The 24,350-nt window shown below is 66.8% G+C and carries 27 protein-coding genes and 1 tRNA gene; 11 read left to right on the top strand and 17 right to left on the bottom strand.

Features of this window, described 5'->3' with window-relative positions:
* Positions 1–129: 129 nt before the first annotated feature.
* From eno to KIK15_RS07890, 4 genes are all read left to right on the top strand, one after another.
* Positions 130–1,416, top strand: a complete 1,287-nt coding sequence (gene eno / locus KIK15_RS07875; protein ID WP_214243626.1) for a phosphopyruvate hydratase — start codon at positions 130–132, stop codon at positions 1,414–1,416.
* An 83-nt stretch (positions 1,417–1,499) separates the two neighbouring features.
* Positions 1,500–2,009: a septum formation initiator family protein gene (locus KIK15_RS07880; RefSeq protein ID WP_307851788.1), complete on the top strand. Its 510-nt coding sequence runs from the start codon at positions 1,500–1,502 to the stop codon at positions 2,007–2,009.
* On the top strand, positions 2,002–2,589 hold the full coding sequence (locus KIK15_RS07885) for a DUF501 domain-containing protein (RefSeq protein ID WP_374222831.1): 588 nt from the start codon (positions 2,002–2,004) through the stop codon (positions 2,587–2,589). The genes KIK15_RS07880 and KIK15_RS07885 overlap by 8 nt, the downstream gene beginning before the upstream one ends.
* Complete coding sequence (locus KIK15_RS07890; RefSeq protein WP_214243628.1) at positions 2,586–3,530, top strand: Ppx/GppA phosphatase family protein; 945 nt, start codon at positions 2,586–2,588, stop codon at positions 3,528–3,530. Before KIK15_RS07885 ends, KIK15_RS07890 begins: the two co-directional genes overlap by 4 nt.
* 12 nt (positions 3,531–3,542) lie before the next feature.
* Here the strand turns inward: KIK15_RS07890 and KIK15_RS07895 are convergent, their stop codons facing one another.
* The 5 genes from KIK15_RS07895 to KIK15_RS07915 form a co-directional block, all read right to left on the bottom strand.
* A complete protein-coding gene (locus KIK15_RS07895; protein WP_214243848.1) occupies positions 3,543–4,043 on the bottom strand; it encodes a DUF4395 domain-containing protein in 501 nt (166 codons plus the stop codon).
* 92 nt (positions 4,044–4,135) lie between these two features.
* The gene (locus KIK15_RS07900) at positions 4,136–5,647 is read right to left on the bottom strand and encodes a DHA2 family efflux MFS transporter permease subunit (protein WP_214243629.1); all 1,512 of its coding nucleotides are present in this window, start codon (positions 5,645–5,647) and stop codon (positions 4,136–4,138) included.
* 42 nt (positions 5,648–5,689) lie between these two features.
* Positions 5,690–5,992 (bottom strand): hypothetical protein, encoded by a 303-nt coding sequence (locus KIK15_RS18335; RefSeq protein WP_250324295.1) that lies wholly within the window; start codon positions 5,990–5,992, stop codon positions 5,690–5,692.
* 46 nt (positions 5,993–6,038) lie between these two features.
* Positions 6,039–7,223, bottom strand: a complete 1,185-nt coding sequence (locus tag KIK15_RS07910; protein ID WP_214243630.1) for an acyl-CoA desaturase — start codon at positions 7,221–7,223, stop codon at positions 6,039–6,041.
* An 11-nt stretch (positions 7,224–7,234) separates the two neighbouring features.
* Positions 7,235–8,332, bottom strand: coding sequence for a ferredoxin reductase (locus KIK15_RS07915; protein ID WP_214243631.1), 1,098 nt, complete (start codon positions 8,330–8,332; stop codon positions 7,235–7,237).
* Positions 8,333–8,510: 178 nt separating this feature from the next.
* On the opposite strand from KIK15_RS07915, the gene KIK15_RS07920 reads away from it, so the two are divergent.
* Both KIK15_RS07920 and KIK15_RS07925 read left to right on the top strand, forming a co-directional pair.
* Complete coding sequence (locus KIK15_RS07920; RefSeq protein ID WP_214243849.1) at positions 8,511–9,182, top strand: TetR family transcriptional regulator; 672 nt, start codon at positions 8,511–8,513, stop codon at positions 9,180–9,182.
* Positions 9,179–9,724, top strand: coding sequence for a hypothetical protein (locus KIK15_RS07925; RefSeq protein WP_214243632.1), 546 nt, complete (start codon positions 9,179–9,181; stop codon positions 9,722–9,724). Before KIK15_RS07920 ends, KIK15_RS07925 begins: the two co-directional genes overlap by 4 nt.
* A gap of 3 nt (positions 9,725–9,727) precedes the next feature.
* Here the strand turns inward: KIK15_RS07925 and KIK15_RS07930 are convergent, their stop codons facing one another.
* The 3 genes from KIK15_RS07930 to KIK15_RS07940 form a co-directional block, all read right to left on the bottom strand.
* Positions 9,728–10,477 carry an SIMPL domain-containing protein gene (locus KIK15_RS07930; protein WP_214243633.1) on the bottom strand — a complete coding sequence of 250 codons (750 nt, stop codon included), beginning with the start codon at positions 10,475–10,477 and terminating at the stop codon, positions 9,728–9,730.
* On the bottom strand, positions 10,477–10,962 hold the full coding sequence (locus KIK15_RS07935; RefSeq protein ID WP_307851789.1) for a GNAT family N-acetyltransferase: 486 nt from the start codon (positions 10,960–10,962) through the stop codon (positions 10,477–10,479). Before KIK15_RS07935 ends, KIK15_RS07930 begins: the two co-directional genes overlap by 1 nt.
* Before the next feature lie 65 nt (positions 10,963–11,027).
* A tRNA-Leu gene (locus tag KIK15_RS07940) sits at positions 11,028–11,101 on the bottom strand.
* A gap of 270 nt (positions 11,102–11,371) precedes the next feature.
* Between KIK15_RS07940 and KIK15_RS07945 the strand changes: the two genes are divergently transcribed.
* Both KIK15_RS07945 and KIK15_RS07950 read left to right on the top strand, forming a co-directional pair.
* Positions 11,372–12,541, top strand: coding sequence for a DUF5995 family protein (locus KIK15_RS07945; protein ID WP_214243634.1), 1,170 nt, complete (start codon positions 11,372–11,374; stop codon positions 12,539–12,541).
* A gap of 133 nt (positions 12,542–12,674) precedes the next feature.
* Positions 12,675–13,526, top strand: coding sequence for a Bax inhibitor-1/YccA family protein (locus KIK15_RS07950; RefSeq protein WP_214243635.1), 852 nt, complete (start codon positions 12,675–12,677; stop codon positions 13,524–13,526).
* A gap of 73 nt (positions 13,527–13,599) precedes the next feature.
* Here KIK15_RS07950 and KIK15_RS07955 read toward each other — a convergent pair whose 3' ends face one another.
* Both KIK15_RS07955 and KIK15_RS07960 read right to left on the bottom strand, forming a co-directional pair.
* A complete protein-coding gene (locus KIK15_RS07955; RefSeq protein ID WP_214243636.1) occupies positions 13,600–14,820 on the bottom strand; it encodes an acetyl-CoA C-acetyltransferase in 1,221 nt (406 codons plus the stop codon).
* A 49-nt stretch (positions 14,821–14,869) separates the two neighbouring features.
* On the bottom strand, positions 14,870–15,844 hold the full coding sequence (locus KIK15_RS07960; RefSeq protein ID WP_307851790.1) for an SGNH/GDSL hydrolase family protein: 975 nt from the start codon (positions 15,842–15,844) through the stop codon (positions 14,870–14,872).
* Positions 15,845–15,898: 54 nt separating this feature from the next.
* Between KIK15_RS07960 and KIK15_RS07965 the strand changes: the two genes are divergently transcribed.
* The 3 genes from KIK15_RS07965 to KIK15_RS07975 all read left to right on the top strand — a co-directional run bounded on the left by KIK15_RS07965 (position 15,899) and on the right by KIK15_RS07975 (position 19,441).
* Positions 15,899–17,287, top strand: coding sequence for a cystathionine beta-synthase (locus KIK15_RS07965; protein ID WP_214243637.1), 1,389 nt, complete (start codon positions 15,899–15,901; stop codon positions 17,285–17,287).
* Between the two features lie 8 nt (positions 17,288–17,295).
* Positions 17,296–18,468: a cystathionine gamma-synthase gene (locus KIK15_RS07970; RefSeq protein ID WP_214243638.1), complete on the top strand. Its 1,173-nt coding sequence runs from the start codon at positions 17,296–17,298 to the stop codon at positions 18,466–18,468.
* 94 nt (positions 18,469–18,562) lie between these two features.
* On the top strand, positions 18,563–19,441 hold the full coding sequence (locus KIK15_RS07975; RefSeq protein ID WP_307851791.1) for a histone-like nucleoid-structuring protein Lsr2: 879 nt from the start codon (positions 18,563–18,565) through the stop codon (positions 19,439–19,441).
* Positions 19,442–19,851: 410 nt separating this feature from the next.
* Here the strand turns inward: KIK15_RS07975 and KIK15_RS07980 are convergent, their stop codons facing one another.
* The 7 genes from KIK15_RS07980 to KIK15_RS08010 form a co-directional block, all read right to left on the bottom strand.
* Entirely contained in the window at positions 19,852–20,772 is a 921-nt protein-coding gene (locus tag KIK15_RS07980) for a restriction endonuclease (RefSeq protein WP_214243639.1), read from the bottom strand.
* Between the two features lie 38 nt (positions 20,773–20,810).
* Positions 20,811–21,185, bottom strand: a complete 375-nt coding sequence (locus KIK15_RS07985; protein ID WP_214243640.1) for a Swt1 family HEPN domain-containing protein — start codon at positions 21,183–21,185, stop codon at positions 20,811–20,813.
* Positions 21,186–21,296: 111 nt separating this feature from the next.
* The gene (locus KIK15_RS18880; protein ID WP_214243641.1) at positions 21,297–21,620 is read right to left on the bottom strand and encodes a type II toxin-antitoxin system RelE/ParE family toxin; all 324 of its coding nucleotides are present in this window, start codon (positions 21,618–21,620) and stop codon (positions 21,297–21,299) included.
* A complete protein-coding gene (locus tag KIK15_RS07995; RefSeq protein WP_214243642.1) occupies positions 21,550–21,711 on the bottom strand; it encodes a hypothetical protein in 162 nt (53 codons plus the stop codon). Before KIK15_RS07995 ends, KIK15_RS18880 begins: the two co-directional genes overlap by 71 nt.
* A 147-nt stretch (positions 21,712–21,858) precedes the next feature.
* Positions 21,859–22,212, bottom strand: coding sequence for a hypothetical protein (locus KIK15_RS08000; RefSeq protein WP_214243643.1), 354 nt, complete (start codon positions 22,210–22,212; stop codon positions 21,859–21,861).
* 84 nt (positions 22,213–22,296) lie between these two features.
* A complete protein-coding gene (locus KIK15_RS08005; RefSeq protein ID WP_214243644.1) occupies positions 22,297–22,908 on the bottom strand; it encodes a DUF3887 domain-containing protein in 612 nt (203 codons plus the stop codon).
* Positions 22,892–24,319 (bottom strand): serine hydrolase, encoded by a 1,428-nt coding sequence (locus KIK15_RS08010; RefSeq protein ID WP_214243645.1) that lies wholly within the window; start codon positions 24,317–24,319, stop codon positions 22,892–22,894. Before KIK15_RS08010 ends, KIK15_RS08005 begins: the two co-directional genes overlap by 17 nt.
* Between the last annotated feature and the right edge of the window lie 31 nt (positions 24,320–24,350).

The raw sequence follows: 24,350 nt of genomic DNA on the forward strand, positions 1-24,350 counted from the left end.
ACCGACCTGCCCAGCTGGGCGAGTCAGCGCCGATAACCCCGGCCGGGGGCACTAGTCTTGACGCGGCATCACCTGTCGACGCCTTCGGCGTGTCGGCGCGTGCGAGGAATGACGACGAAGGGGCAATCAGTGGCGATCATCGAACAGGTGGGGGCACGAGAGATTCTCGACTCCCGAGGCAATCCGACCGTTGAGGTCGAGGTCGCCCTGGACGACGGCACGTTCACGCGCGCGGCAGTTCCTTCTGGTGCATCCACCGGCGAGCACGAGGCCGTGGAGCTGCGCGACGGCGGTGACCGCTACGGCGGCAAGGGTGTCACCAAGGCCGTGGAGGCTGTACTCGGTGAGATCGCGCCGGAGGTGATCGGCTACGAGGCCGACGAGCAGCGAGTCATCGATCAGGCGCTGCTGGACCTCGACGGCACTGCCGACAAGTCCCGACTGGGGGCCAATGCACTGCTGGGGGTGTCCCTCGCCGTGGCCAAGGGTGCCGCCGAGTCGGCCGGGCTGCCGTTGTTCCGCTACATCGGCGGACCCAACGCCCACATCCTGCCGGTCCCGATGATGAACATCATCAACGGTGGCGCCCACGCCGACAGCGGGGTGGACGTGCAGGAGTTCATGATCGCGCCGGTCGGGGCGTCCACCTTCAAGGAGTCGCTGCGCTGGGGTGCCGAGGTGTACCACTCACTCAAGTCGGTGCTCAAGGCCAAAGGCCTGTCCACCGGGCTGGGTGACGAGGGTGGCTTCGCCCCCGACCTTGCCGGCACCAAGGCCGCGCTAGACCTGATCCTGGAGGCGATCACCGGCGCCGGCCTGACCCCCGGAACCGACATCGCTCTCGCCCTTGATGTGGCGGCCACCGAGTTCTACACCGACGGAACGGGTTACGCCTTCGAGCGGGAGACCAAGACCGCCGAGCAGATGTCGGCGTTCTACGCCGAGCTGGTGGGCGCTTACCCGCTGGTGTCCATCGAAGATCCGCTGGACGAAAACGATTGGGATGGCTGGGTGGCGCTGACCGAGGCCATCGGCGACAAGGTGCAGCTCGTCGGCGACGACCTGTTCGTCACCAACCCCGAGCGCCTGGAGGAGGGCATCAACCGCGGCGCCGCGAACGCGCTGCTGGTCAAGGTGAATCAGATCGGCACCCTCACCGAGACGTTGGATGCGGTGGCGCTGGCCCACAGCAACGGATACAAGACCATGATGAGCCACCGGTCTGGGGAGACCGAGGACACCACCATCGCCGATCTCGCCGTGGCGTGCAGTTGCGGTCAGATCAAGACCGGTGCCCCGGCCCGCAGCGAGCGGGTGGCCAAGTACAACCAGTTGCTGCGCATCGAGGAGACCCTCGGCGACGCCGCCCGCTACGCGGGTGACCTGGCGTTCCCGCGGTTCGCGTACGAGGGCTGAGCAGCCCGACCACGGTGGGGGGACACGACATGGCGTCACGATCAGGTACGTCACCGCAGCGGCGACGCCCGGCCCGTCCGGGCGTGAGCCGGCGTACCCGTGCGGCGGCAGTGTCAGACGACGATCTCGACGTGCCCGACCTCGACCCCGCGCACGACACCCCGACCGACCTCGACCCCCCGGCCGCCGACACGCCGCGACGCGCCGGGGTCGGTCGTGGCCGTCGGCTCGATCCCAAGCGTGTGGTCATCGTGGCCCTGGTGCTCAGCGTGGTGGCGCTGACCCTGGCGGTGCCGGTGCGCACCTTCTTCTCCCAGCAATCCGAGGTCGATCAGGTGCAACGGTCCAATGCCGCACTGCGGCAACAGGTTGCCCAGCTGCAGCAGAAGGTCGACGAGCAGCAGGACCCGGCCACCATCCGGCGTCTGGCCCGCGAACGGCTGGGCTACGTCGACCCCGGTGACAACGCGCTGGTGATGATCTACCCGTCGGCACCGCCGAAATCCGATGCGCAGAAGCGGGCCGATCAGCGTGCCGGCGACCCCTGGTACAGCAAGCTGCTGGGGTCTGTGACCACACCACCCGGTGGCTGAGTCGATCAGCGGCCCGGCGGGAGCTGGGCGCTCGCCGGTCGATCCGGCCGACCTGCAGGTGATCGCGCAACAGCTCGGGCGGACGCCGCGCGGCGTGCTGGCGGTCAGTTACCGCACCCCCGACGGGATCCCGGCGGTGGTGACCACCGCGCCACGGCTGCCCGACGGTACCCCGTTCCCCACGCTCTACTACCTGACCGATCCCCGATTGACCGCGGCCGCAAGCCGATTGGAGTCGGCCGGGGTGATGCGACGGATGAGCAGCAGGCTGGCCCACGACCCCGAGTTGGCCGCGCACTACCGGCGAGCGCACGAGTCGTATCTGGCCGAACGGAACGAGATCGATTCCTTGGGAACCGATTTCACCGGTGGTGGCATGCCGGATCGGGTGAAGTGCCTGCACGTGCTGATGGCCCATTCGTTGGCCAAAGGTGTGGGTGTGAACCCGTTCGGTGACGAAGCCGTAGCCCTGGCGGCGGAGGAATCGCGTTACGGGCCGGCCCTACGTGGCAGCGCCATCCCCAGGTATTGGCCGCAGATGGCCGACTACCCGCATCTGACCGAGGAGGACCTGCAATGAGCATCGTCGGCGCCGTGGATTGCGGAACCAATTCCATCCGGCTGCTCATCGCGCGCACCACCGATCACGGTCTGGTCGATGTACACCGGGAGATGCGCGTGGTCCGGCTCGGTGAAGGCGTCGACGCCACCGGACGGTTCACCGAGGCCGCGCTGCAACGCACCCGAGCCGCGCTGGCCGACTACTCCGCCATCATGGTCGACGCGGGTGTGGACGCGGTGCGGATGGTGGCCACCTCGGCCACGCGTGATGCGGCCAACCGCGACGAGTTCTTCGGCATGACCCGTGAGCTGTTGGGCCCGGTGGTGGCGGGCAGTGTGGCCGAGGTGATCACCGGCGACGAGGAGGCGCGGCTGTCGTTTGCCGGTGCGGTCGGTGAATTCGATTCTGCTCGTGGACCTTTCGTGGTGACCGACCTTGGTGGCGGATCGACCGAGGTGGTCTTGGGCACCGGTGAGCACGGCGTGAGCGCGGCCCGCTCGGTCGACATCGGCTGTGTGCGGTTGACCGAGCGGGCACTGGCCTCCGACCCGCCCACCCCGGATGAGGTCGAGCGGGCCCGGGGGTTCGCTCGCGACGAGTTGGCCACAGCCTTCGCCGTGGTGCCTGTGGCACAGGCACGCACCTGGGTGGGGGTGGCTGGGACGATGACCACGTTGGCCGCACTTGCCGCTGGACTCGACACCTATGACGCGGAGAAGATCCACCGGTCGGTCGTGGGTTTCGATGCGCTACGCGAGGTGTGTGAGCGGTTGATCGCGATGACTCGGGAGCAACGGTCGGCGCTGGGCCCCATGCATCCGGGTCGGGTGGATGTGATCGGCGGCGGATCGGTGGTCACCCTCGAACTCGCCCGCGTGCTGCAGGAGCAGGCAGGTATCACCGAGATGGTGGTCAGTGAGCACGACATTCTCGACGGGATCGCGCTGTCGATCAGCTGACCACCGAGGGCGCTACTGCGCCGACGCGCCGGTGGCAGGTTGACGCAGGGAGATGTTGTTGCACGCTTCGCACACGCTGTGCGGGATGACCCCGCGACGCTGCAGGAACCCGAAGATGATGCACCCCAGGCAGATCCCGAATGCTGACTCCAGGAAGGCCGCGACGACGACCATGCCGACGGTGATCTGGGCGGCCAGTCCGTAGCCGAGCAGGCTGAGTACCAGTGCGGTGGCGGTGATGGTCAGTCCGATCGCCTGGGCGAACCGCTTCGGTGGGCCGGGCACCATCTTCGTCTTGCCCAGGCGTGGCACCAACACCTTCACCGACAGGATCGCCAGCGGCGAGAGCTTGGGTCCCGACATCACCCGCAGTGCGAATCCGCCGGCCAGGATCGCGTACGCGATCGGATGATCGATCACGATGGTGACGATGGCGAGAACCACCACCAATCCCGCGGTGACGCGCGCGGCGTACTCGTTGACCGGGTTGGGGAACTTCAGCGATGAGGGCATCACGAGCCCGACGATAGCCGTCACGCCGTGTGACCAGCAAACATTGCCCTCAGAGTGAGCAGATGTGGGCAACCGGGAATATTGATTCCTGGCTAGGCCTGTGCGGGCACCGTGGTGTCGTCGAGATCGTCATCGGTGGCGGCCTCGACGGCGGCCAGATGTGCGCGCACCGCGCTGATGCTGGGCAGCAGCATCGAGCACGCGGCCGCCAGGGCGTAGCCGACGATCGGCACCGCTGACGCGACGGCGAGCGCGTGGACCAACTCGGGTTGGGTGTATCGACCGGCGGCACCGAAGAACAGCACTCCGACGATCGCGACGCCGAGTGCGCCGCCGACCTGCTGGAACGTGCCGAAGACGCCGGATGCGGCACCGGAGTCCCGTTCGTCGACAGCGGCCAGCGCGATGTCGTAGAGCGGCACCACGGTCATCGTCAACCCGAACCCGGCGATGGCCATCGGGATGACGGTGTCCCAGGCCGAGTAGTCGCGGCCGGTCGAGTGCAGGACGTAGATGGTGGCCGCGGTGCCGATGGTGATGAGGGTTGCGCCGATCAGTGGCAACAACCGACCCAGTCTGCTGACCAACCGCACGGCCAGTCCGGCTGCGGTCATGGCACCGAGGCTGAACGGCAAGGTCAGTGCGCCCGAGGCGATGGCGCTGAAATTCAACCCGGTCTGCACGTACAGCGCGAGGATGAGGAAGAACGCGTTGATCGAGCCCTGGAACAAGAACTGAACCGCGACGCCCCCCGCGAACCCGCGATGGGTGAACAACCGCAGGGGCATCATCGCGCTGTCGGCGGCGATGTCGTCGGAATGCGAGTGGCGCCGCTCGTTGACGATGAACAGGGCCAGCACCACCGGTGAGGCCGCCATCATCACGAACGACCACCACGGCCATCCCAGCTGGCGACCCTCGACCAGCGGATAGACGATCAGCAGGATGCCGCCGGCGGCCAGCACCACGCCCAGGGGGTCCAGCGGAGACGGTCGCGCGGCGCGAGTGTTGGGCACCAGGATCACTGCCGCGATGACGATGACGATCCCGATCGGGATGTTGAGGTAGAAGATGGCCCGCCACTGTCCCCCGATCGGGTTGCTGGTGACCAGCCAGCCACCCAGCACCGGTCCGATCACGGCGGCCAGCGCAGTGACCACGCCGATGATCGCGAAGATGGGCGCCCGCTCCCGCGGCTTGTACAGCGCCTGCACGCTGGCCAGCACCTGCGGCACCATCAGCCCGGCGAACAGCCCCTGCGCAACCCGGGAGTACACCAGCATGTCGCCGCTCTGGGCCAACGAGGCCGACAACGAGGCGATGGTGAAACCCGTTATGCCGGTGATGAACACGCGTTGGCGGCCATAGCGGTCACCCAGGCGGCCCGCGGTGATGAGCACGGTGGCGAACGCCAACACGTATCCACCGACCACCCATTCGAGCTGGCTGGCCGACGCGTTGAGGTCTGAGCGGATGGCCGGCAGTGCGACGTTGACGATGGTCACGTCGAGCAGGTCCATGAACATCGCAAACGTCAGCACGGCCATCGCCGGACCCCGGAACCGGGTGATCGGCGAGGCGGCGGAGGCGGATTGTGTGCTCATAGTGTCAGAGCGTATCCCGGCCGTGTGACACGAGCAGCGTGGTCACCTGCGGCTGTGGGCGTCTTTGTCGTCGGTGTCGGGAGCCTCGTCGTCGGGATCGTCATCGGCGTAGCGATCGGCCAGCTCGTCGAGCCTGGACTCGTTGTGGACCGCATGCCGATCGTCGAGCTGGGCTTTCTTTGCCGCCTCACGCATCTCGACGCCGTCGGAGATGAGGTCACCGATTTCCCGGGTGACGTCCACGACAGCGCCGGTGATGATGGTCGCGATCCGTCCCACATGCGCCGCGGTGGATTCGACAACCTCCTGCAGGAGGTCTTTGTTGCGTTCGAACCTGCCGACCATCACTCACTCCAACTCTGCCGCAGACGCCACCGTCGGGCGACATGGATTAGGCGACGTCGGCCTTCTTGGGCTCGACCTTAACACTGAACTCGACGTCGTCGGAGACCATGGAATTCGGCAGCGACAGCTTGGCGATCTTCTTCCAGGTGGACAAGATCTGGTGGCTGAAAGTGCCTGTGTTGTAGGGCAATCCGTACTTCTCGCAGATCGCCTGGACCTCGGGGGCCATGGTCGGGTAGCGGTTGGCGGGGACGTCGGGGAACAGGTGGTGCTCGATCTGGTGGGACAGGTTGCCGCTCATGATGTGGAAGAGCGGGCTGCCGATGATGTTGGCCGAACCCAGCATCTGACGCAGGTACCACTGTCCCTTGGTCTCGTTCTCGCATTCCTCGGGGGTGAAGGTCTGTACGCCCGAGGGGAAGTGGCCGCAGAAGATGATGGAGAAGGTCCACACGTTGCGCACCAGGTTGGCGCTGGCGTTGCCGGCCAGGGTGAGTGGCGCCAGCGGCCCGGTGAGCGCGGGGAACACCAGGTAGTCCTTGAGGACCTGCCGGCTTGCCTTGCGCCACATGCCTTTTGCCAGGCCCTTGATGTCTGACCAGCGGCGTTTGCCGCGCACCAGATTCTCCACCTCCAGGTCGTGCAGCATGACGCCCCACTGGAAGGCGAACATCAGACCGCTGGCCCACAGCAGGTTGCCCAGGTAGTAGGGATTCCACCGCTGGTCGCGGTCCATGCGCAGGATGCCGTACCCGATGTCGCGGTCCTCGCCGAGGATGTTGGTGTAGGTGTGGTGCATGTAGTTGTGGCTGTGGCGCCACTGATCAGCCGGGCACACGGTGTCCCACTCGAACTCGCGAGAGTTCAGCGACGGCTCGCGCATCCAGTCGTACTGGCCGTGCATGACGTTGTGGCCGATCTCCATGTTGTCCAGGATCTTCGACACACCCAGCGCTACCACGCCGGCGGCCCAGGCGGGCGGGAAGAACCCGAAGTAGAACATCGCCCGACCGGCGACCTCGAGGGTGCGCTGGGCCTTGATGATCTTGTAGATGTACTCGCGGTCGGCCTCGCCGAGATCGGCGACCACGCGGGCGCGTAGCGCGTCGAGTTCGCGACCCAGCGCCTCGACCTGCTCGTGGGTGAGGACGAGCTGACCGGGGGTGGCGTCGTCGCGACGCGCGGGAGGCTGCGATCCGGTGCGGGCGGTGGGCAATTCGGTGATCGTCATCGCGTACTCCTTCAGAGATCGATCTCGACGTCGCCGACGGGAGCGGAGACGCAGATCTGGATGTGGGTGTCGCTGTCGGTGTCGAGTTCCCCGGTGAGCACGTTGCGTGTGCAGCCAGACTTCTTTGGGGCGGTGCAGGAGAAGCAGATTCCCATGCGGCAGCCGAATTCGGGAGTGAGGCCTGCCGATTCGGCTTGCTCAAGGATGGTGCGGCCGTCGTTGGCGGCGGTGGTCCGGGCACCGGTGAACGTCAGCTCGCCTGACACGGGTTGGTCGGGATCGGGGGCGAACGTGGCCGGCGCGGTGAACGCCTCGCTGTGAACGGCCTCGGCGCGTCCGAGGTCGGTGAAGTAATCGGTCACCGCGGCCATCAGTCCGGCCGGACCGCAGACGAAGACTTCTGCCGATCGGTGATCGGGCGCCAGCTCGTCGAGGTGGGCGGGTACGAAATGGCCACGGGGATGGCCGATCTCGCCGTCGCGGCGGGTGTAGACCGTCCGGATGTTCCATTCGGGGTGTGCGCGTGCGATGTCGTCGACCTCGGCGGCGTAGACGACATCGTTGGGCGTGGCGGCGTAGTGGACGAAGTCGACCGCGCCCCGGTGCCGCTCGGCGACAAGCGTGCGCAACATTGAGAGTACGGGTGTAACCCCACTTCCGCCGCTGACGAACAGCATCCGAGCCGGTCGCGGGGTGGGCATGCAGAAGTCGCCGACGGCCGGGGTGAGGCCCAGCACGTCGCCCACTCGGGCGTTCTCGCGCAGATGCCGCGAGACGAGTCCGCCGTCGTGGGAGGTGATGGTCAGCTCGATGCGGCCACCGCGACCACCCTCGGCGTTGGCGGGGGAGAAGCAACGGGTCTGGCGTACGCCGTCGATCACCACGCTGAGCTGCACATATTGTCCGGCAGTGAATCCGGTCCACTGGCGGGTAGGGGTGAGGATGAGGGTGATGGTGCGGGGGGTCCGACGCTCGATGTCGACGATCCGGGCGCGCAGGTCGCTCCAGGTGATCATCGGGTCGACCAGCTCGAGGTAGCGGTCGACCGGGTGGGGGGCGAGGGTGGCCTCGATCACCGAGCCGAGCACCTTGGGGAGGCGATCGAACATCGCGTCCTCCATTCCGGGGAGACGGACTCGACGCCCGGCGTGGGGCGACGAATTTGGGTGAACAGGTGTGCACTGACAGAGTTCACCCTGACGCCCCACATGGTCAAGATCTCGGTCCTGTAACAGCCATCACACGGGGGTGGTTGCCTACACTTGCCGGGTGTCTCGTTCCAGGGATCTGACGTCAGCGCGCCGGCCGGCCGGCCGCTCAGCTGCCGTCGACGCCACCGAAAGCCGCTCGGCTCGCAAGAGCCGTACCCGGCAGGCGCTGCTGGACGAGACGTTGATCCTGGTGGGCGATCGAAGCTTTGCCAGCCTGAGCTTGCGTGAGGTGGCCAAGGCCGCGGGCATCGTGCCCACAGCGTTCTACCGTCACTTCGCGTCCATGGAAGACCTCGGTGTGACGTTGGTCGAGGATTCGATGCGGGTGCTGCGCAAGATGCTTCGCGACGGCCGCCGTGATCTGGCCGCACGCGATGCCGTGCCCACCGTGCACAGTTCCTTGGCAATCCTGGTGCGGCAGGTGCGTGAGAACGAGGGGCAGTTCCGGTTCCTGGTGCGTGAACAGCACGGTGGGGTGACTGAGATCCGGCGCGCCATCTCCACCGAGTTGCGGCTCTTCGTCAAGGAGTTGGCCATCGACCTCTCGCGGCTGCCGGAGATGGATCGGTGGCGTGCCGAGGATCTGGAGTTGGCGGCCGACCTCATCGTCAACGTGATGCTGCAGGCGGTGGCCGAACTGTTGGATGCCCGCCGCCGCGACAGCGACGAAGACTCTGAGCTGATCGGTCGCACGCAGCGCAAGCTGGTGTTGGTGATCCTCGGGATGAACGCCTGGCGCGCCACGTGAGCGAGCCTGACGCCGCCGATCCGACTCCCACCACAGTGGACCGTCGCCCGCTGATCGTCGCCGGGGTGGCGTTGGGCGTCGCGGCGGTGATCGCGGTGTCGGTGATCGCGTTTGCCCGGCCGACCACCTCGGGGACCGCGTCGCCGGCCGCGCCGATCGCCTCGACCTCATCCCCGACAGATCCCGCGCAGCGCACGGCTGATCCTGCGCAGTCGCCGTCATCGCAGGCCCCGGAATCGTCGGCGAGCGCGGCACCGGGACCCACCGTCGCCGGCGCGCCCGACGGGTCCACCCCGTGTCCGGTGCGATACCCGCCCACCGGGCTCTACCGTGCGTCGTCGGTGGGTACCGGTGCCACGAGTTGTGGCTTCGCCGAGGAGGTTCGGGCGGCCTATGCGCGCAGCGGCCGCCCCGGGCAGCTGCCGCGGCCCATCACTGCGCGTAGTCCCGAGACTGGTGCTGACATCGAGATGCTCTGTGCCGCACAGGCGAAGATCGTCACCTGCACCGGCGGTGTCAACGCGGTGGTCTACCTCTACTGACGATCAGTCCAGCTGCCACTTCACGCTCACCGAGACCGTGACGGTCTGGCTGCCGGGCTCGATCGGGATCGCGGTCGAGGCCTGCGATGAGCGGGCGTCGAGGGGTTGGGTCTGACCGGAGATGTTCTCGCTGATCGACAGGACTCGTCCGAGTTTCCGCTTGGCCAGGCCGGCGTATTGATCGGCGCGGTCGCGGGCGTCGGCGAAGGCGCGTGCGCGAGCGTCGGTGATCAGCTTCGAGTCGTCGTCGATGCGAAATGCCACCCCCGAGAGTCGGCTGTCGTTGCCGCCGGCGGCCACCGCGTCGCCGAGCACCGTGGAGGCGGTATCGAGCTTGCGGACCGTTATGCGCAGCGAGTTGGTGGCCTGATAGCCCGAGATGGACTGGGCACCACCGGGTGTCACGCCGGCGTACTGCGGGGTGAGGGACACCTGTTGGGTGGTCACGTCGGCGCGTGCGACTCCGGCCTTGACGACGGCTGCGGTGACGGCGTTGACGCGCTGCCCGGCTGCGGCAATGGCACCGCTGACGTCGGCTGCGGTGGTCTCCACGCCCACGGTGGCGGTCAAGGTGTCTGGGACACCCTGTACCTCGCCGGTCCCGCTGACCGAGATCGACGGGGCCTCGGGATCGGCTGAGCGCGACGGGTTGTCATCGCCGCAGGCGGTGAGCACCGTGGCGGCCAGGAACAGGCTGCCCAGTGCGGCAGCGACTCGGCGGGAGCTGTGGGTGGCAAGCGATATGCGTGACATCAGTTCAGTGTGGCCAGGAGGTCCTTGGCCATGCAGATCGAATAGAAGATCTGGTCGTAGGGCGCGAACACCGGGATGTGGCGGTAGCCGTTGCGTTCGTAGAGTCGCACGGCGTCGGGTTGACGGTCCCCGGTCTGCAAGATCACTGTCGTGTATCCCATGTCTCGGGCTGCCTGATGCGTCGCGTCGAGCAGCGCCTGTGCCACACCCATTCCACGACAACCGGATTCGACGAACATCCGCTTGAGCTCGATGTCTTGTCCGCGGGTGCGCAACGCGGCATGTCCCACCGCACGACCGGTGGCGTCGCAGGCCAGCCCGGTCCAGCGCACCGCGTCGGATTCCACGTTCAGCACGCCGGGTGGCACGCTGCGGTCGCCGTAGACCGCCGACATCTCTGCGGTCATCGCGTTGCGCAGTGCTGCCGCGGCGGGGTGGTCCCAGTCGACACTGGCCACCGTGATGGCCGAGGGGGAGATCGTCACGGACACAATTGTGCTTCGGCCGCCCGGTCCAGCGCTGATCGGGGTGATCGGCTTCTCGACACCGGTGCCCCCAGTCGGACTCGAACCGACACTGGGCGGATTTTAAGTCCGCTGCCTCTGCCAATTGGGCTATGGGGGCGACTCAGGTGACGGTATCCGTTGCGGTCGCAGGCGGGTGCAGTTGGTCTGGGGTACGTCCCTGATCAGGTGCGGACTTCGACAATGGGTGTCACCACCGTTTGTGACAGTTCCCAGGAACGTGTAACGGTCCTCGCGGTGGTGGGTGGGGTGTGTCAGTCTTGGGGAGCCGGTGGGGGTCCCGGCTCGAATCTGGTTCCGACCACACCACTGTCGTGCCGGTCCTTACGTCGCACCGACAGTGCGAACCAGGGCTGGTGAGGGGAAACGCATGAGTACCATCGACCTCGAGGCCGAGCTCACCTGCTCGCCCGAGCAGGCATGGGTGTTGATCACCGATCCGGCTCAGCGCAACACCTGGTCCACCACACGGACTCTGTCGTCGGATGCCGGCGGCTCCGATCGTGTCGATCGGGTGGGCGCAGTTCGCGAGGTGGTCATCTCCACACCCGTGCGTGCCACCGTCCACCAGGTCGTCACCCATGCCGAGGAGCCCCGCCGTTTCGAGTACGAGGTGTTCAAGGGTTGGCCGTTGTTGCGTGGCCACCACTGCCGCATCGACATCACGCCCACCATGGCCGGGTGTGCGGTACGCGTCGCCCTCGATGTCGAATTCGCCTCCGGGATTTCACTTCTGGCAAGCCAGACGGTACGCCGAGAAGTGCAGAAGTCGCTGTTGAGCCTGAGCGAGCGGTCGCGAGTGTTGCCGCAGGTCACCACCCTGCAGCGCACGTACCGACCCACGGTCCCGGTACAGACCCACACCGAGCAGTTGCGGTCGGAGGCGGCACGTCACCTCGCGATGCAGCAGCGCCTGGCCGAGGAGTTGCGTGCGGCCGGCGATCCCAAGGTGTGGTTTGCGCGGTTGGTGGCCCTGACCACCGAGGAGTACCTCTCGATCATCGACGCGGGCCAACTCGCCAACCCGGACTGGGCGTTGAGCCTGCTCATCGCAATCCACAGGCAGTACGTCACCACGATGCACGCCTACCGCAGCGGTGGTCCGCTCTCGACCCGATGGCGTGCGGCCCTGGGTCGCTGCGACGAGTCAGACGCCCGTCGGCCGTTCCGGTGCATCGCCGTCGGGGTGGTGTCGGCGTCGCGCGCGCACATGCTCGAGACCATGCCCCGCGCCCTCGCCGAGGTCTACGCCCAGAACTTTCGCAACACGCGGCACTACAAGGAGTTCCGGGCCGACTACATCCGGCTCGGCGTCATCTACCGCAACGCACTGCAGCGGTTGATGGTCGAGGTGCCAGGCGGCATGGAGATGCGGATCCTGCGGTGGTGCACGCGGGTGCTGCCCGAGGTGCGCGAGTTCGTACTGCGCACCTTCTACTTCGACATCGAGGGTGAGCGTCTGCGCGCGTTCGACACCGGCTACGACATCGCCCGCGAAGAATGCTGGCCACGTCCACAACCGGGTGAGAACCGCAGGTGACCTGATGCGGCAAAGTTCAAGAACTAGTAAAGTCGGCGGGGAACTCGGGCTCACTCCCGGTCGTTGACCTGGTAGGAAACCCGGCCGAACGTATCTGCGGTCGGACTAGCATGACGATGAAGGGACGGCAACGGTGCGAGAATCCACCAACCCGGTGATGCGCGGAGTGGTCCGTGACAACCAGAACCCCGGCGGCTACGCCGGCTTCGGCGCCGGAATGCAGGGCGCGCAGTCGGCCATGCTGGATCAGCAGGTGGACCCCTACGCCCGCGCGGGCGTACCGGTGGGCCAGCGGGCCCTGACCATCGACGACGTGGTGACCAAGACCGCCACCACACTGGGCGTGCTGATCGCCAGCGCTGCGGTGTCCTATGGCTTGGTCCACGCCAACAACGGACTTGCCTTCCCGCTGCTGCTGATCGGCGGCCTCGGCGGGTTGATCATGGTGCTCATCGCCTCCTTCGGGCGTAAGCAGGACAACCCGGGCATCGTCCTCACCTACGCCGGGCTCGAGGGCCTGTTCGTCGGCTCCATCTCCTACGTTTTCGCCAACTTCGTCGTCTCCGGCGTGTCGGCAGGCGTCCTGATCGGGCAGGCGATCCTCGGTACCTTCGGCGTGTTCGCCGGAATGCTGGTGGTGTACAAGACCGGCGCCATCCGGGTGACCCCACGGTTCACCCGCATGTTGTTCGCCGCGATGGTGGGCGTGATGGTGTTGATCCTGGGCAACCTGGTGGTCAGTCTGTTCAACGGCGGCAGTGGCCTGGGGCTCTACGACGGCGGACCGGTCGCGATTGCCTTCTCGCTGTTCTGCATCGGTCTGGCGGCGTTCAGCTTCCTCATCGACTTCGACTCAGCCGATCGCCTGATCCGCGCGGGTGCCCCGGCCAAGGCCGCCTGGGGAATCGCGCTGGGTCTCACGGTCACCCTGGTGTGGCTCTACGTCGAGATCCTGCGACTGCTGAGCTTCATCAACTCCGACTAGTCGACACCGTCGAACACACGGACCCCGCACCGGCTGGTGCGGGGTCCGTGTCGTCTGTCAGGCGTTCTCGCGCTCAGCTGAGGCGTTCGACGATCATCGCCATGCCCTGACCGCCGCCGACACACATCGACTCGATGCCGAACGTCTTGTCATGGGTGGTGAGGTTGTTGAGCAGCGTGGCGGTGATGCGGGCACCGGTCATGCCGAACGGGTGACCCAGCGCGATGGCACCGCCGGAGACGTTGAGCTTGTCGTGGTCGATGCCCAGTTCGTTGGCCGAACCGATCACCTGCACCGCGAACGCCTCGTTGATCTCCACCAGGTCGATGTCGGAGATGGTCTTGCCCGCGGTGGCCAACACCTTGCGGATGGCTTCGATCGGACCCAGGCCCATGATCTCCGGCGACAGACCGCTGGCGGCGGTGGCCACGATGCGGGCCAGCGGGGTGAGCCCCAGCTCCTTGGCCTTGGTGTCGCTCATGATGACCACGGCCGCCGCACCGTCGTTGAGTGGGCAGGCGTTGCCGGCGGTGATGGTGCCGTCGGGCCGGAACACCGGCGCCAGCTGCGACACCTTCTCGTAGGTGGTGCCCGCGCGGGGGCCGTCGTCGGTGTCGACCACGGTCCCGTCGGGCAGGGTGATCGGGGAGATCTCGCGGGCGAAGAACCCAGAGTTGATGGCTGCCTCGGCGCGGTTCTGACTCAACACACCCCAGCGGTCCTGCTCTTCGCGGGAGATGCCGGTCAGGCTGGCGGCGTTCTCGGCAGTCTGGCCCATCGGGATGTAGACGTCGGGGATCAGGCCCTGCTCACGCGGGTCGGTCCATGGGCCCGCGCCACCCTCGGCGGTCTTCGCGGTGCGTTCCTCGGCTGCGGCGAACAGCGGGTTCTTGCTGTTGGGCCAGCCGTCGGCGCTGCCCACGGCGAAGCTGGACACGCTTTCGGCGCCCGCCGAGATGTAGACGTCACCTTCGCCGGCCTTGATGGCGTGGAACGCCATCCGGGTGGTCTGCAGCGACGACGCGCAGTAGCGGTTGACCGTCACACCGGGCACTGTGTCCAGGCCCAACTGCACCGCCACCACGCGGGCGATGTTGAAGCCACCCATACCGCCGGGCTGACCGATCCCGAGATGGATGTCGTCGATGTCGGTGGGGTCCAGCGACGGCACCTTGGCCAGGGCCGCCTGGATCATCTGGGTGGCCATGTCGTCGGGGCGCATCTCTCGAAGCGACCCCTTCCCGGCGCGGCCGATGGGAGAGCGGGCGGTGGAGACGATCACTGCTTCGGGCATGAGGTGTCCTTTCGGGACGTGGTGGTCGAGACCTGGGGGTGTGGCGATGTCACGCCATCGAGCGTGGCGACGAATCGTCGGCGTCGAGTCCGTTGCCGACGATCCGGACGGGTCGACGTAGCTGCTGGCGGAGGCGGACCATCAGCCGATTGTTCTCTGCGTACTGCGAGACCGTCGGCGGTTTGGGCAATGGCCCGTCGCCCCATTCGCCGATGGCGGCCAGCACTTCGGGCAACAGCGTCGACGCGGCGAGGTGATAGCCCGCCGCTGACGGGTGGTACTTGTCGGCTGAGAACATCCGCTCGGGCGCGGCCAGGAACTCCGGTGCCAACAGGTCGGCCAACGGCACCGGCCGCCCTCCACCGACCAGCACCTGGCTGGTCTGGGCAGCCGCCAACCGTCGTCCGAGCGCGCGCACCACCGAACGCAGCGGTTGCGGGATGGCGGTCACCACACCCAGGTCCGGGCAGGTGCCGACCACCACGTGCGCGCCCGACTCGGTCAGCCGCCGCACGGCGGCACCGAGCCGCTGCGCGGACTGCCCGATGCGGTTGCCGGCGGTGATGTCGTTGGCGCCCACCAGGATCACCGCCACGTCGGGTTTGTTGCCGGCCACCAACATCGCGTCCACCTGACCGGAGAGGCCCCGCGAGGTGGCTCCGACGATGGCCTTGGTGCTCAGCCGCACCGGTCGTCGGGTCTCGGCGGCCAGCATGCGGGTCAGGATCACCCCGGGGGTCTCGTCGGGTGTCTCGGCGCCCAACCCGGCGGCGGTGGAGTCACCGAACACCATCAGGTGGACGTCGTAGGGGTGCGCGCGGGTGACGCGCAGTGGACCGGATCCGTCCGCCCCGTAGATCCCGTCGCCGTTGGGGGCGTTGTCGGTGCGGTGGGGGATGACGGTGCGGGCGGCACGGGCCTGCCCGGTGAGAAACGCGTATGCGGCCCATCCGACACCAGCGCTTCCTGCGGTGGCGACCACCGCAGTTGCGATGTCGCGTACCACACGACTTGTTGCAGGCACACCGCCAGCCTATCGGAGGTGGGGCTCGGCTCGGCCGTCTGAGACGATGGAGCCATGCGCATTGCCAATCACGTCGTCGACCTGGTCGGCGGTACCCCGCTGGTCAAGATCAACAAGGTCATCCAGCCCGGATCGGGTCTGCTCGCCGCCAAGATCGAATACCTCAACCCCGGTGGATCGTCGAAGGATCGCATCGCGGTCAAGATGGTCGACGCCGCCGAGGCCTCGGGTGAGCTGAAGCCGGGTGGGACCATCGTCGAACCCACCTCGGGCAACACCGGCGTGGGGTTGGCGTTGGTCGCCCAGCAGCGTGGCTACCACTGCGTGTTCGTCTGCCCGGACAAGGTGGCCGAGGACAAGCGCAACGTGCTCAAGGCCTACGGCGCGGAGGTGGTGGTGTGTCCCACCGCGGTGCCGCCAGAGCACCCCGACAGCTACTACAGCGTGTCCGACCGGCTGGTGCGTGAGATCGACGGTGCGTGGAAACCCAACCAGTACGCCAATCCCGCCGGCCCCCAGAGTCATTACGAGACGACCGGTCCGGAGATCTGGGCCGACACCGACGGCACCATCACCCATTTCGTGGCCGGCGTGGGCACCGGTGGGACCATCACCGGCACCGGGCGATACCTCAAGGAGGTCTCACACGGTCGGGTGAAGGTGATCGGCGCCGACCCCGAGGGGTCGGTGTACTCCGGCGGCACGGGACGCCCCTACCTCGTGGAGGGCGTCGGAGAAGACTTCTGGCCCACCGCGTATGACCCGTCCATCCCCGACGAGATCATCGCGGTCTCTGATGCCGACTCCTTCGAGATGACGCGACGCCTGGCCCGTGAGGAGGGCCTGTTGGTGGGCGGGTCGTGCGGGATGGCGATGGTGGCCGCGCTGCAGGTGGCCCAGCGCGAGGGCCCCGACGCGGTGGTGGTGGTGCTGCTGCCCGACGGCGGCCGCGGTTACATGAGCAAGATCTTCAACGACAAGTGGATGAGCAGCTACGGGTTTTTGCGCACCCCGCTCGACGGCAAGGAGGCCGGCGAGCCGCTGGTCGGGGAGATCCTCCGCGGAAAGTCCGGTGCGCTACCCGATTTCGTGCACACCCACCCGTCGGAGACCTTGCGGGATGCGATCGAGATCCTGCGTGAGTTCGAGGTGTCGCAGATGCCGGTGGTCGGTGCTGAGCCGCCGATCATGGCCGGTGAGGTGGCTGGTGCGGTGACCGAACGTGAGCTGCTCAGCGCGGTCTTCGAAGGACGGGCCAGCATGGCCGACCCGGTGTCGGCGCACATGGGCGAACCGTTTCCCCTCATCGGTGCGGGTGAACCATTGTCGGTGGCGCGAAAAGCGTTGCGTGACACCGATGCCTTGATGATCGTCGAGGATGGCAAGCCCATCGGGGTGCTCACCCGACACGACCTGCTGGCCTACGTCAGCACCCAGGGATAGGACCACTCATGAGTGAACAGCGCAGCCGGGTCGACGCAACCCGCTGGCAAGGGTTCGGTACCAAGGCAATCCACGCCGGATACGAGCCCGACCCGTTGACCGGTGCGGTCAACGTCCCCATCTACGCCAGCTCCACCTTCGCCCAGGACGGGGTGGGGAATCTGCGCGGCGGGTTCGAGTACGCCCGTACCGGCAACCCCACCCGCCAGGCGCTGGAGGGCAACCTCGCCGGCATCGAAGGGGGCTCGTATGCGCGTGCTTTCGCCTCTGGCATGGCAGCCACCGATGCGTTGCTGCGGGCCCGGTTGCGGCCGGGTGATCACCTGGTCATCCCCAACGACGCCTACGGCGGCACGTTCCGGTTGATCGACAAGGTGTTCAGCCAGTGGGGCATCACCTACTCGGTGGCCCCGGTCAGCGATCTGGATGCCGTGCGCGGCGCCATCACCCCGTCCACCAAGCTGGTGTGGGTGGAGACGCCCACCAACCCGCTGCTCAACATCGGTGACATCTCCGCGCTCGCCGAGGTCGCGCACGCCGGCGGTGCAAAACTTGTGGTGGACAACACCTTTGCCTCGCCGTACCTGCAGCAACCGCTGGCCCACGGTGCCGATGTGGTGTTGCATTCGACCACCAAATATCTGGGTGGGCATTCGGATGTGGTGGGTGGTGCCATCGTCACCGACGACGAACAACTCGACGTCGACCTGGCCTTCTTGCAGAACGGCGCCGGTGCGGTGCCCGGGCCGTTCGACGCGTATCTCACGTTGCGTGGCATCAAAACCCTTGCGGTGCGGATGGATCGGCACAGCGACAACGCCGAGAAGATCGTCGACTACCTCCTCGGCCATCCCAAGATCGAAAAGGTGCTGTACCCGGGCCTGGCCGATCATCCCAACCACGCGGTGGCGGCCCGACAGATGAAGCGGTTCGGCGGCATGCTCTCGGTGCTGGTGGCCGGGGGAGCCGTTGGGGCGCAGGAGTTCTGCGCCCGTACCGAGATCTTCACGCTGGCCGAGTCGTTGGGCGGCATCGAGTCGTTGATCGAGCATCCCGCCGCCATGACCCACGCCTCGACGGCCGGGTCACTGTTGGAGGTGCCCGAGAATCTGGTGCGGCTGTCGGTGGGTATCGAGGACATCGCGGATCTGCTCGGTGATGTGGAGAACGCGCTGAGCTGACGCCGTGATCGCGGACCTGCTGATCGCCTTCAACCCGGAGGCCGACTCCACGCTGCCCTAACTGATACGGGTTTTATTGGGCCGCAATGGCATCGTGTTCAAGGTCAAGAACACCTGGCCGCGCGAGGCGAAGATCTACTGCCATCGCGTCGACGAGTGGCCGGGCGACGTCGAGGTCATCGGGCGTGTGCCGCTGCGGTCGGTGGGACAGCGGGGTGCGGCCATCGACATTGTGGCCGAACGCGCGCGCGAGAGCCGGTCGCCGATTGTCGTCACCCGCGCCCGCGGCCGCGAAATGGTCTTCTGGCAGTCGCGCCGCACCGCCAGACAAGCTCGCCCGAACGTCACCCTGCCCACCGCCCGTGCGCACGGCGCGGTGCTCGATATCGTCGTCGACTCGGGTGAGAAGTACGCGTACTCCTTTGGACATCAGCAGGCGAGCGTTCGAAAGCAGCGCCTGGCTGTCGGTGACTACGCCGTCTTCGACGCAGACGTGATGGTCGCGACAGTGGAACGCAAGAGCGTTGCCGATCTGGCGAGCAGTCTCCTCAAGAGCACCCTGAAGTACAACCTCGCGGAGATGTCGTCGGTGTTCCGGGCCGCAGTGGTCGTGGAGTCGGGCTACTCCAAGGTTTTTGACCTCGAATTCGCCTCGGGCTCAGCGGTTGCCGAGGCAGTCGCCGAGATGCAGGTTGCTTTCCCCGCGGTACGCATCGTGTTCTGCGATAACCGAAAGATGGCGCAGGAACGGACGTATCGGTTTCTCGGTGCCGCACAACACGAATGGCGGTTGACGCAAGGAGCGTCCGCCATTGATACCGAACGCCCGGCCACGCGCCCCGATGTCGTGAGGCCTTCGGCCGCCGCTGCTGACATCCGACAGTGGGCCCGTGCCAACGGTTTCGAGGTCAGTGATCGTGGTCGGATCTCTGCCGAGGTGGCGAACGCGTTCGCCGCGCGTGTACGCGAGTGAGAGCCCCGCGCTCCATCGTTGTGATGCGATGATGCGAGCATCAGGCTGCCCCAGCTCATCGAACGCCACCAGGTGGTGACGCGGCGCCGAGAAGAGTTTCTCGCCGCCGACACCACCGACACCGCCAAGTTGTCGGATCTCATCGCGCACGCGCAGCGCGCTTGCGTCGACGCCAAAACCCTCCGCCAGTTCGAGGTCGAACGCTCATCGCGGGGCCGCGGAAGCGTGGCCCTGGTCGTCCGCGGCGGCCGCAGGCCGCGGTCGAGAAGTCGACGGCGACGCTGGCAGTCGTGGACGGACAGCACAACACTGGATCCCCGGAGGCGTTGGCTCCCATGGGATAGCCCACCGCCACGCATCACCCCGCGATGGCGAGGCCGTCGACACCGCGAGGGTTCCGGCGGTCTCGTCTATTTGCCGCCGTATTGTCGTGACTTCTGACGCCGAGTCTTGCGCACTACGAAAACGAGCGGAGCGAAGCACACGGCGGCAAACATGCCTCCGAGCCACAATCCAAGGAGTCGGTTCACGAGCGGAACGTTGTCGAACAGAAAGCTGATGGCGACGGCACCAAAAAGGAGCCCACACAAGGACCCAACGAACGCCAGCACAATGAGAACTACCCACCCGACGCTGCGAACAGTTGAGCTGGGGTTCGTCGGCCGCCGCTTGCTGAGGTCCTGTGGTGGCGGGGTCCAGTGTGGCGACGCTTGAGCTGGCCGGTGTTGCCACATGAGTTGGTCGCCCGGCGGGAGCCACTGCGGTGGGGCCGACTCGGATTGGGCGCGAGCCGCACGGTCGCGGGCCTCATGCTCGCGAGCCGCCCGTTCGCGGGCTTCACGTTCGCGGGCTTCACGTTCGCGGGCTTCACGTTCGCGCGCCTCACGTTCGCGGGCTTCACGTTCGCGCGCCTCGCGCGCCCGACGCAAACGCTCCCGCTCTGCGTGTTCATGTCTGCGTCGCTGGTCCTCGAGTGCTTGCATGTGGTGGTGCGCGGCGTGACCTCGTGGCGTTATGGAGCCATCGGGCGCGTACTCGAAGAGCATGACGTTGAGGTCATTGGCGCACTCGACGGCGGCTTTGCTGTAGCCGCTTGCTGAGAAGAACAGCAGAGCGAGGTGTGTGCGGGTTCCACGCGCGCCGAAGAGACGTTGGATGTCAGACCGCGGCACCTGGGCACCGCGCCACTTCACCTGAGCCAGCGCCGATTCGGATATTACGTCGATGCCCTTGTCGGCGCCCGGTGGGGTTGTGCGGGCATCAGCGAATCCGAGATCGCGCATTCGTGCTGCGGCGTTCTGCTCAGCAGTGACGGCGTCTCGGATGTACACGGGCATTTTTCTACCGCCGGATGGCGGTGAGTAGCAACTCACTGGTTTCGAGCGCGCGATGGGGCGGCGTCGTTGTCGAGCGCCTCCATGTGGGCGTGCAAGTTGCAAATGTCCTTGACTTCGGTGGCGTACGCCTGGTGCAGCCGGGAGAGATGCTGGTCGAACGGATACCAGCCGCGGCGATAGTTGCATGCGATATTGTCGGTAATCATCCGGAAGCTGTTTGACGGGTCGTCGGCGTTGTACGCGCGCTCGGCTTGGCATGGTCGGACATCGTCCTTCAGGCGCAGCAGATCGACCCGCGTGGTGCCGTCGGGGAGTTCGGAATCGATCGTCACGGTGAGAAACCGATTCAGCGTGGAGCCGAGCAATTCCACAGCTTTGCCCATGCGGTCACGGTTGCTCAAAGTCATCGACAGTCCCCTCGGTGCGACAATGAGTTGTACTTAACATACCGATGGTCACGGACACATCTGAGCACAGTGGACGCGGTGGCCGGGCGAGGCCGCCCTGCTGCGCGCAGGTCAGCGATACACGTCGAGCCGATGGGCGATGTGGATTACGAGAATCGTGAGACATTCTTTGGTGATGGCTGATAGCACCCGGCAGTCGCCGATGCGGATCCGCCATTTGTCGGTATGGCAGACCATCTTCGTGGCGTTGAATGGTCGTGGGGTTTCGGCGAGCAGGGCGATCGCGCCTTCGATCCGCAGTCGGTCGCGCTTCTCGATGCCGCTGAGGGCTTGTCGGCTGTCCGGGTGCGGGTGACGGCGTATGTCACGCGACTCCGAGGTCCCGCGCGGCGAGTTCCTGGGGGATGGTGTCGTTCTCCGAGCCGTCTGCATCATGCTTGGCGAGAGCGCGGTAGCCGTCGGCGTCATCGAGGTCGTCGAGCAATGCTTCGAACGCGTCGAATCCCATCAGAACGGCGACGGGCACGCCGTGCCGGCTATCGCTTTGCCATGGGTGGGCGGGTCATCGACGACCGCAGACAGCCGGTCGCGCAGCCCGGACACCGGAATCGCGTGTTCGCTCGTGCACGCAAGTGCACAATGAAAACGTACAAAACAATGGCGGTCAATCGCTCTACGCGGCGTCGAGGCTGTTGAAGACGACCGCAGTGGCCGTCGTCTCGTTGTCCTGCGCCAGGGTCTGCGATCTCCGACGCCGCGATATGCCCTCGCCGGCCGACACCGAGCCGTCGACGATGGCGATCACCGACCCGTAGCGCTTGACGGTCTGCTCGACCACACGGGGAAGTTCCTCGGGGTCGGCCACGACGATCGACCGCAGCCCCCCGCCGACCAGCCGGACGGCCTCGAACAGGGTGGGCAGGTGTGGGCCGGTGGCCACCACGCGGTATCCCCGCGACAGCAGCGTCTCGGTGATGGTGCCGGGCTCGGACTGTGGGGCGAAGGTGACGATCACTGTTTCGGTCATGACTCCACTACACCGGCGGCGTCTAAGGGAACTCTGAAGCAGCGGTGAGGGGTGGGACAGGAATCGGTGAAACCGCTGGTGTGCTCAGTCGTCCAGAGCGGGGTCGTCGTCGAATGCGCTGAACCGCAGGAACAGTCCGGCGACCTTTCCCGCGTGCGTGAACGATGTTCGCATCCAGACCGGGCCGTGGTGGAAGATCAGTGGGAGGTCGACCACCTGGTAGGGACCTCGGGATCCGGTGTTCGCGCGACCGATGAGTTGCAGTGCGCCGGCATCGTTTTCGATCGAGCGCCACAGGTCGCGCAGCTGTTCTGGGCTGACCGCCGCGCGCATCTGATCAGTCCAGTCCGCGCGCGCAGCCGCGAAGTCGCCTGCGGCGCAGAGATCTGCGATGGTGCGGGCGGCGAGCACCGGCCGGCGATCAGGGACCGGAACGGCACGTGCGCCGAAACGTTGTTGGGCCGCCTGCCGACTGATGCGCAGGATGTCGCCGATCTCAGACCACGTGTGCCCGGCGCCACGGGCCCGCGCGACCAAGGCACTCTGGGCGTCGGCCAATGCGCTTGTGGCGCTGTCAGCGGCCGCGAGCGCTGCCAACGAATCCGCCCGGCCATCGGGGTGCAACGCGTCGATGATCAACGCGAGACTCTGTCGGAGGACCTCGACCGTGGCCTGGTCGTCAGCGGGGTTGCTCATCGCCCGCCACAGCCAGGGCCACGGCGCCGCGGATGATCGACTGGATTTCGGGGATGACGGTGTTCTCCTCGATCGGCGCGGTCGGGTTGCTGATCATCGTCGAGACGGTGACGATGCGCCCGTCGGGCGTGCCCGCCAGATAGTTCAGGGTGAGCACGCCGGGCTCGGAGCCACCCTTGAACCAGACCCGGGGGAAGGCGGTCGGCGACAACAACAACCCGCCGTCGTTGATCGACAGCGCTGCCCCCACCGGCGCCCCGGTGGCAGTGGCGCTCGCACGGGTCAGGCCGGCGAAGGCCCGACAGATGTCGCTCGGCGAACCAAACCATTCCAGACGGTCGATCTCGCGGGGCGCCACCCACGAGGCGGTGTCGCCGAACGGGGTGTCGGCCAGCGCCGAGAGGGCCTGCTCACGACGGTCGGGCGGTGTGGCCAGGTAGGCCTGTGCGTCCTGCGGGTAGCGAGACGTCTTGAGCACGAACAGTTCTCGCGTGGTCAAGAACGGGGTCGATGCGGCGGGATCGGAGTTGCCGAAACGGGTGAGCACGCTCTGCACCGCAGAGCGGCCCAGCGTGTTGATCAGGTGGTCGGCGGCGGTGTTGTCGCTGATGGAGATCATCAAATCAGCGAGTCGGCGATAGCTGATGCGAGTGCCGGCCGGGTCGTTCTGCAGGACCCCCGAGGGCAGGCTCTTCCAGTCGTCGCGCACGGCGACACTGTCGTCCCACCGGATGCGACCGGCCCTCACCGCATCGGCCAACGCGCCCAAAACATACAGTTTGAAGGCAGATCCGAGTGGCCGTCGAGTGTCGGGGTCGACCCCGTGGACCGGTCGGCATCGCGGCGCGACCCCGCTGGTCGGGTCGATCTCATCCACAGCGATCGATGCCCGTGGTGCGAGGGCACGCAGGCGTTGGTCCAGCTGCGACCAACTCGCGGGTGCGGCGGGTCGCGGTGTGAACAGCAGGCCGCTGATCCGACCGTCGGCGTCCACGGTCACTGTCGCGGCCAAGTCCCCCCCGGCGGAGCCGACCACTGCATGTGCGGTGGTTGGCGTGTCGGCCGCCCTCAGGAACTCCAGCGTGAGGTCGGCGAACGGAGCCAACTTTGCGTTGATCGCCGCCGCCGAACCGCCCAGGCCGCGATAGGCAGCGTCACTGAATCGGGCTCGTAACTCATTGTCGGGCAAAGGAACTTGCCCCGGTGCCAGACGTGGGCTGACGCTGACGAACCATCGCAATTGTTCGACGGCCGCACCGGTGGGCACCGGTGCGGCAGCGATCGAGGTACGCGGCGCCGATGGTGCCGCGCGGTCGGTGGAGCAGGCCGCAGTGGCGCCGAGCAGTCCCACGACCGCGACGATGATCGCTCGATTCGCGAGCGCAGATGTCAATCCCAGGTTGACGCGCATGCCAGAAGCATGGCGCGCAACCCGGGACGAT

The sequence above is a fragment of the Williamsia sp. CHRR-6 genome, from assembly GCF_018474015.1.
GTDB lineage: Bacteria > Actinomycetota > Actinomycetes > Mycobacteriales > Mycobacteriaceae > Williamsia_A.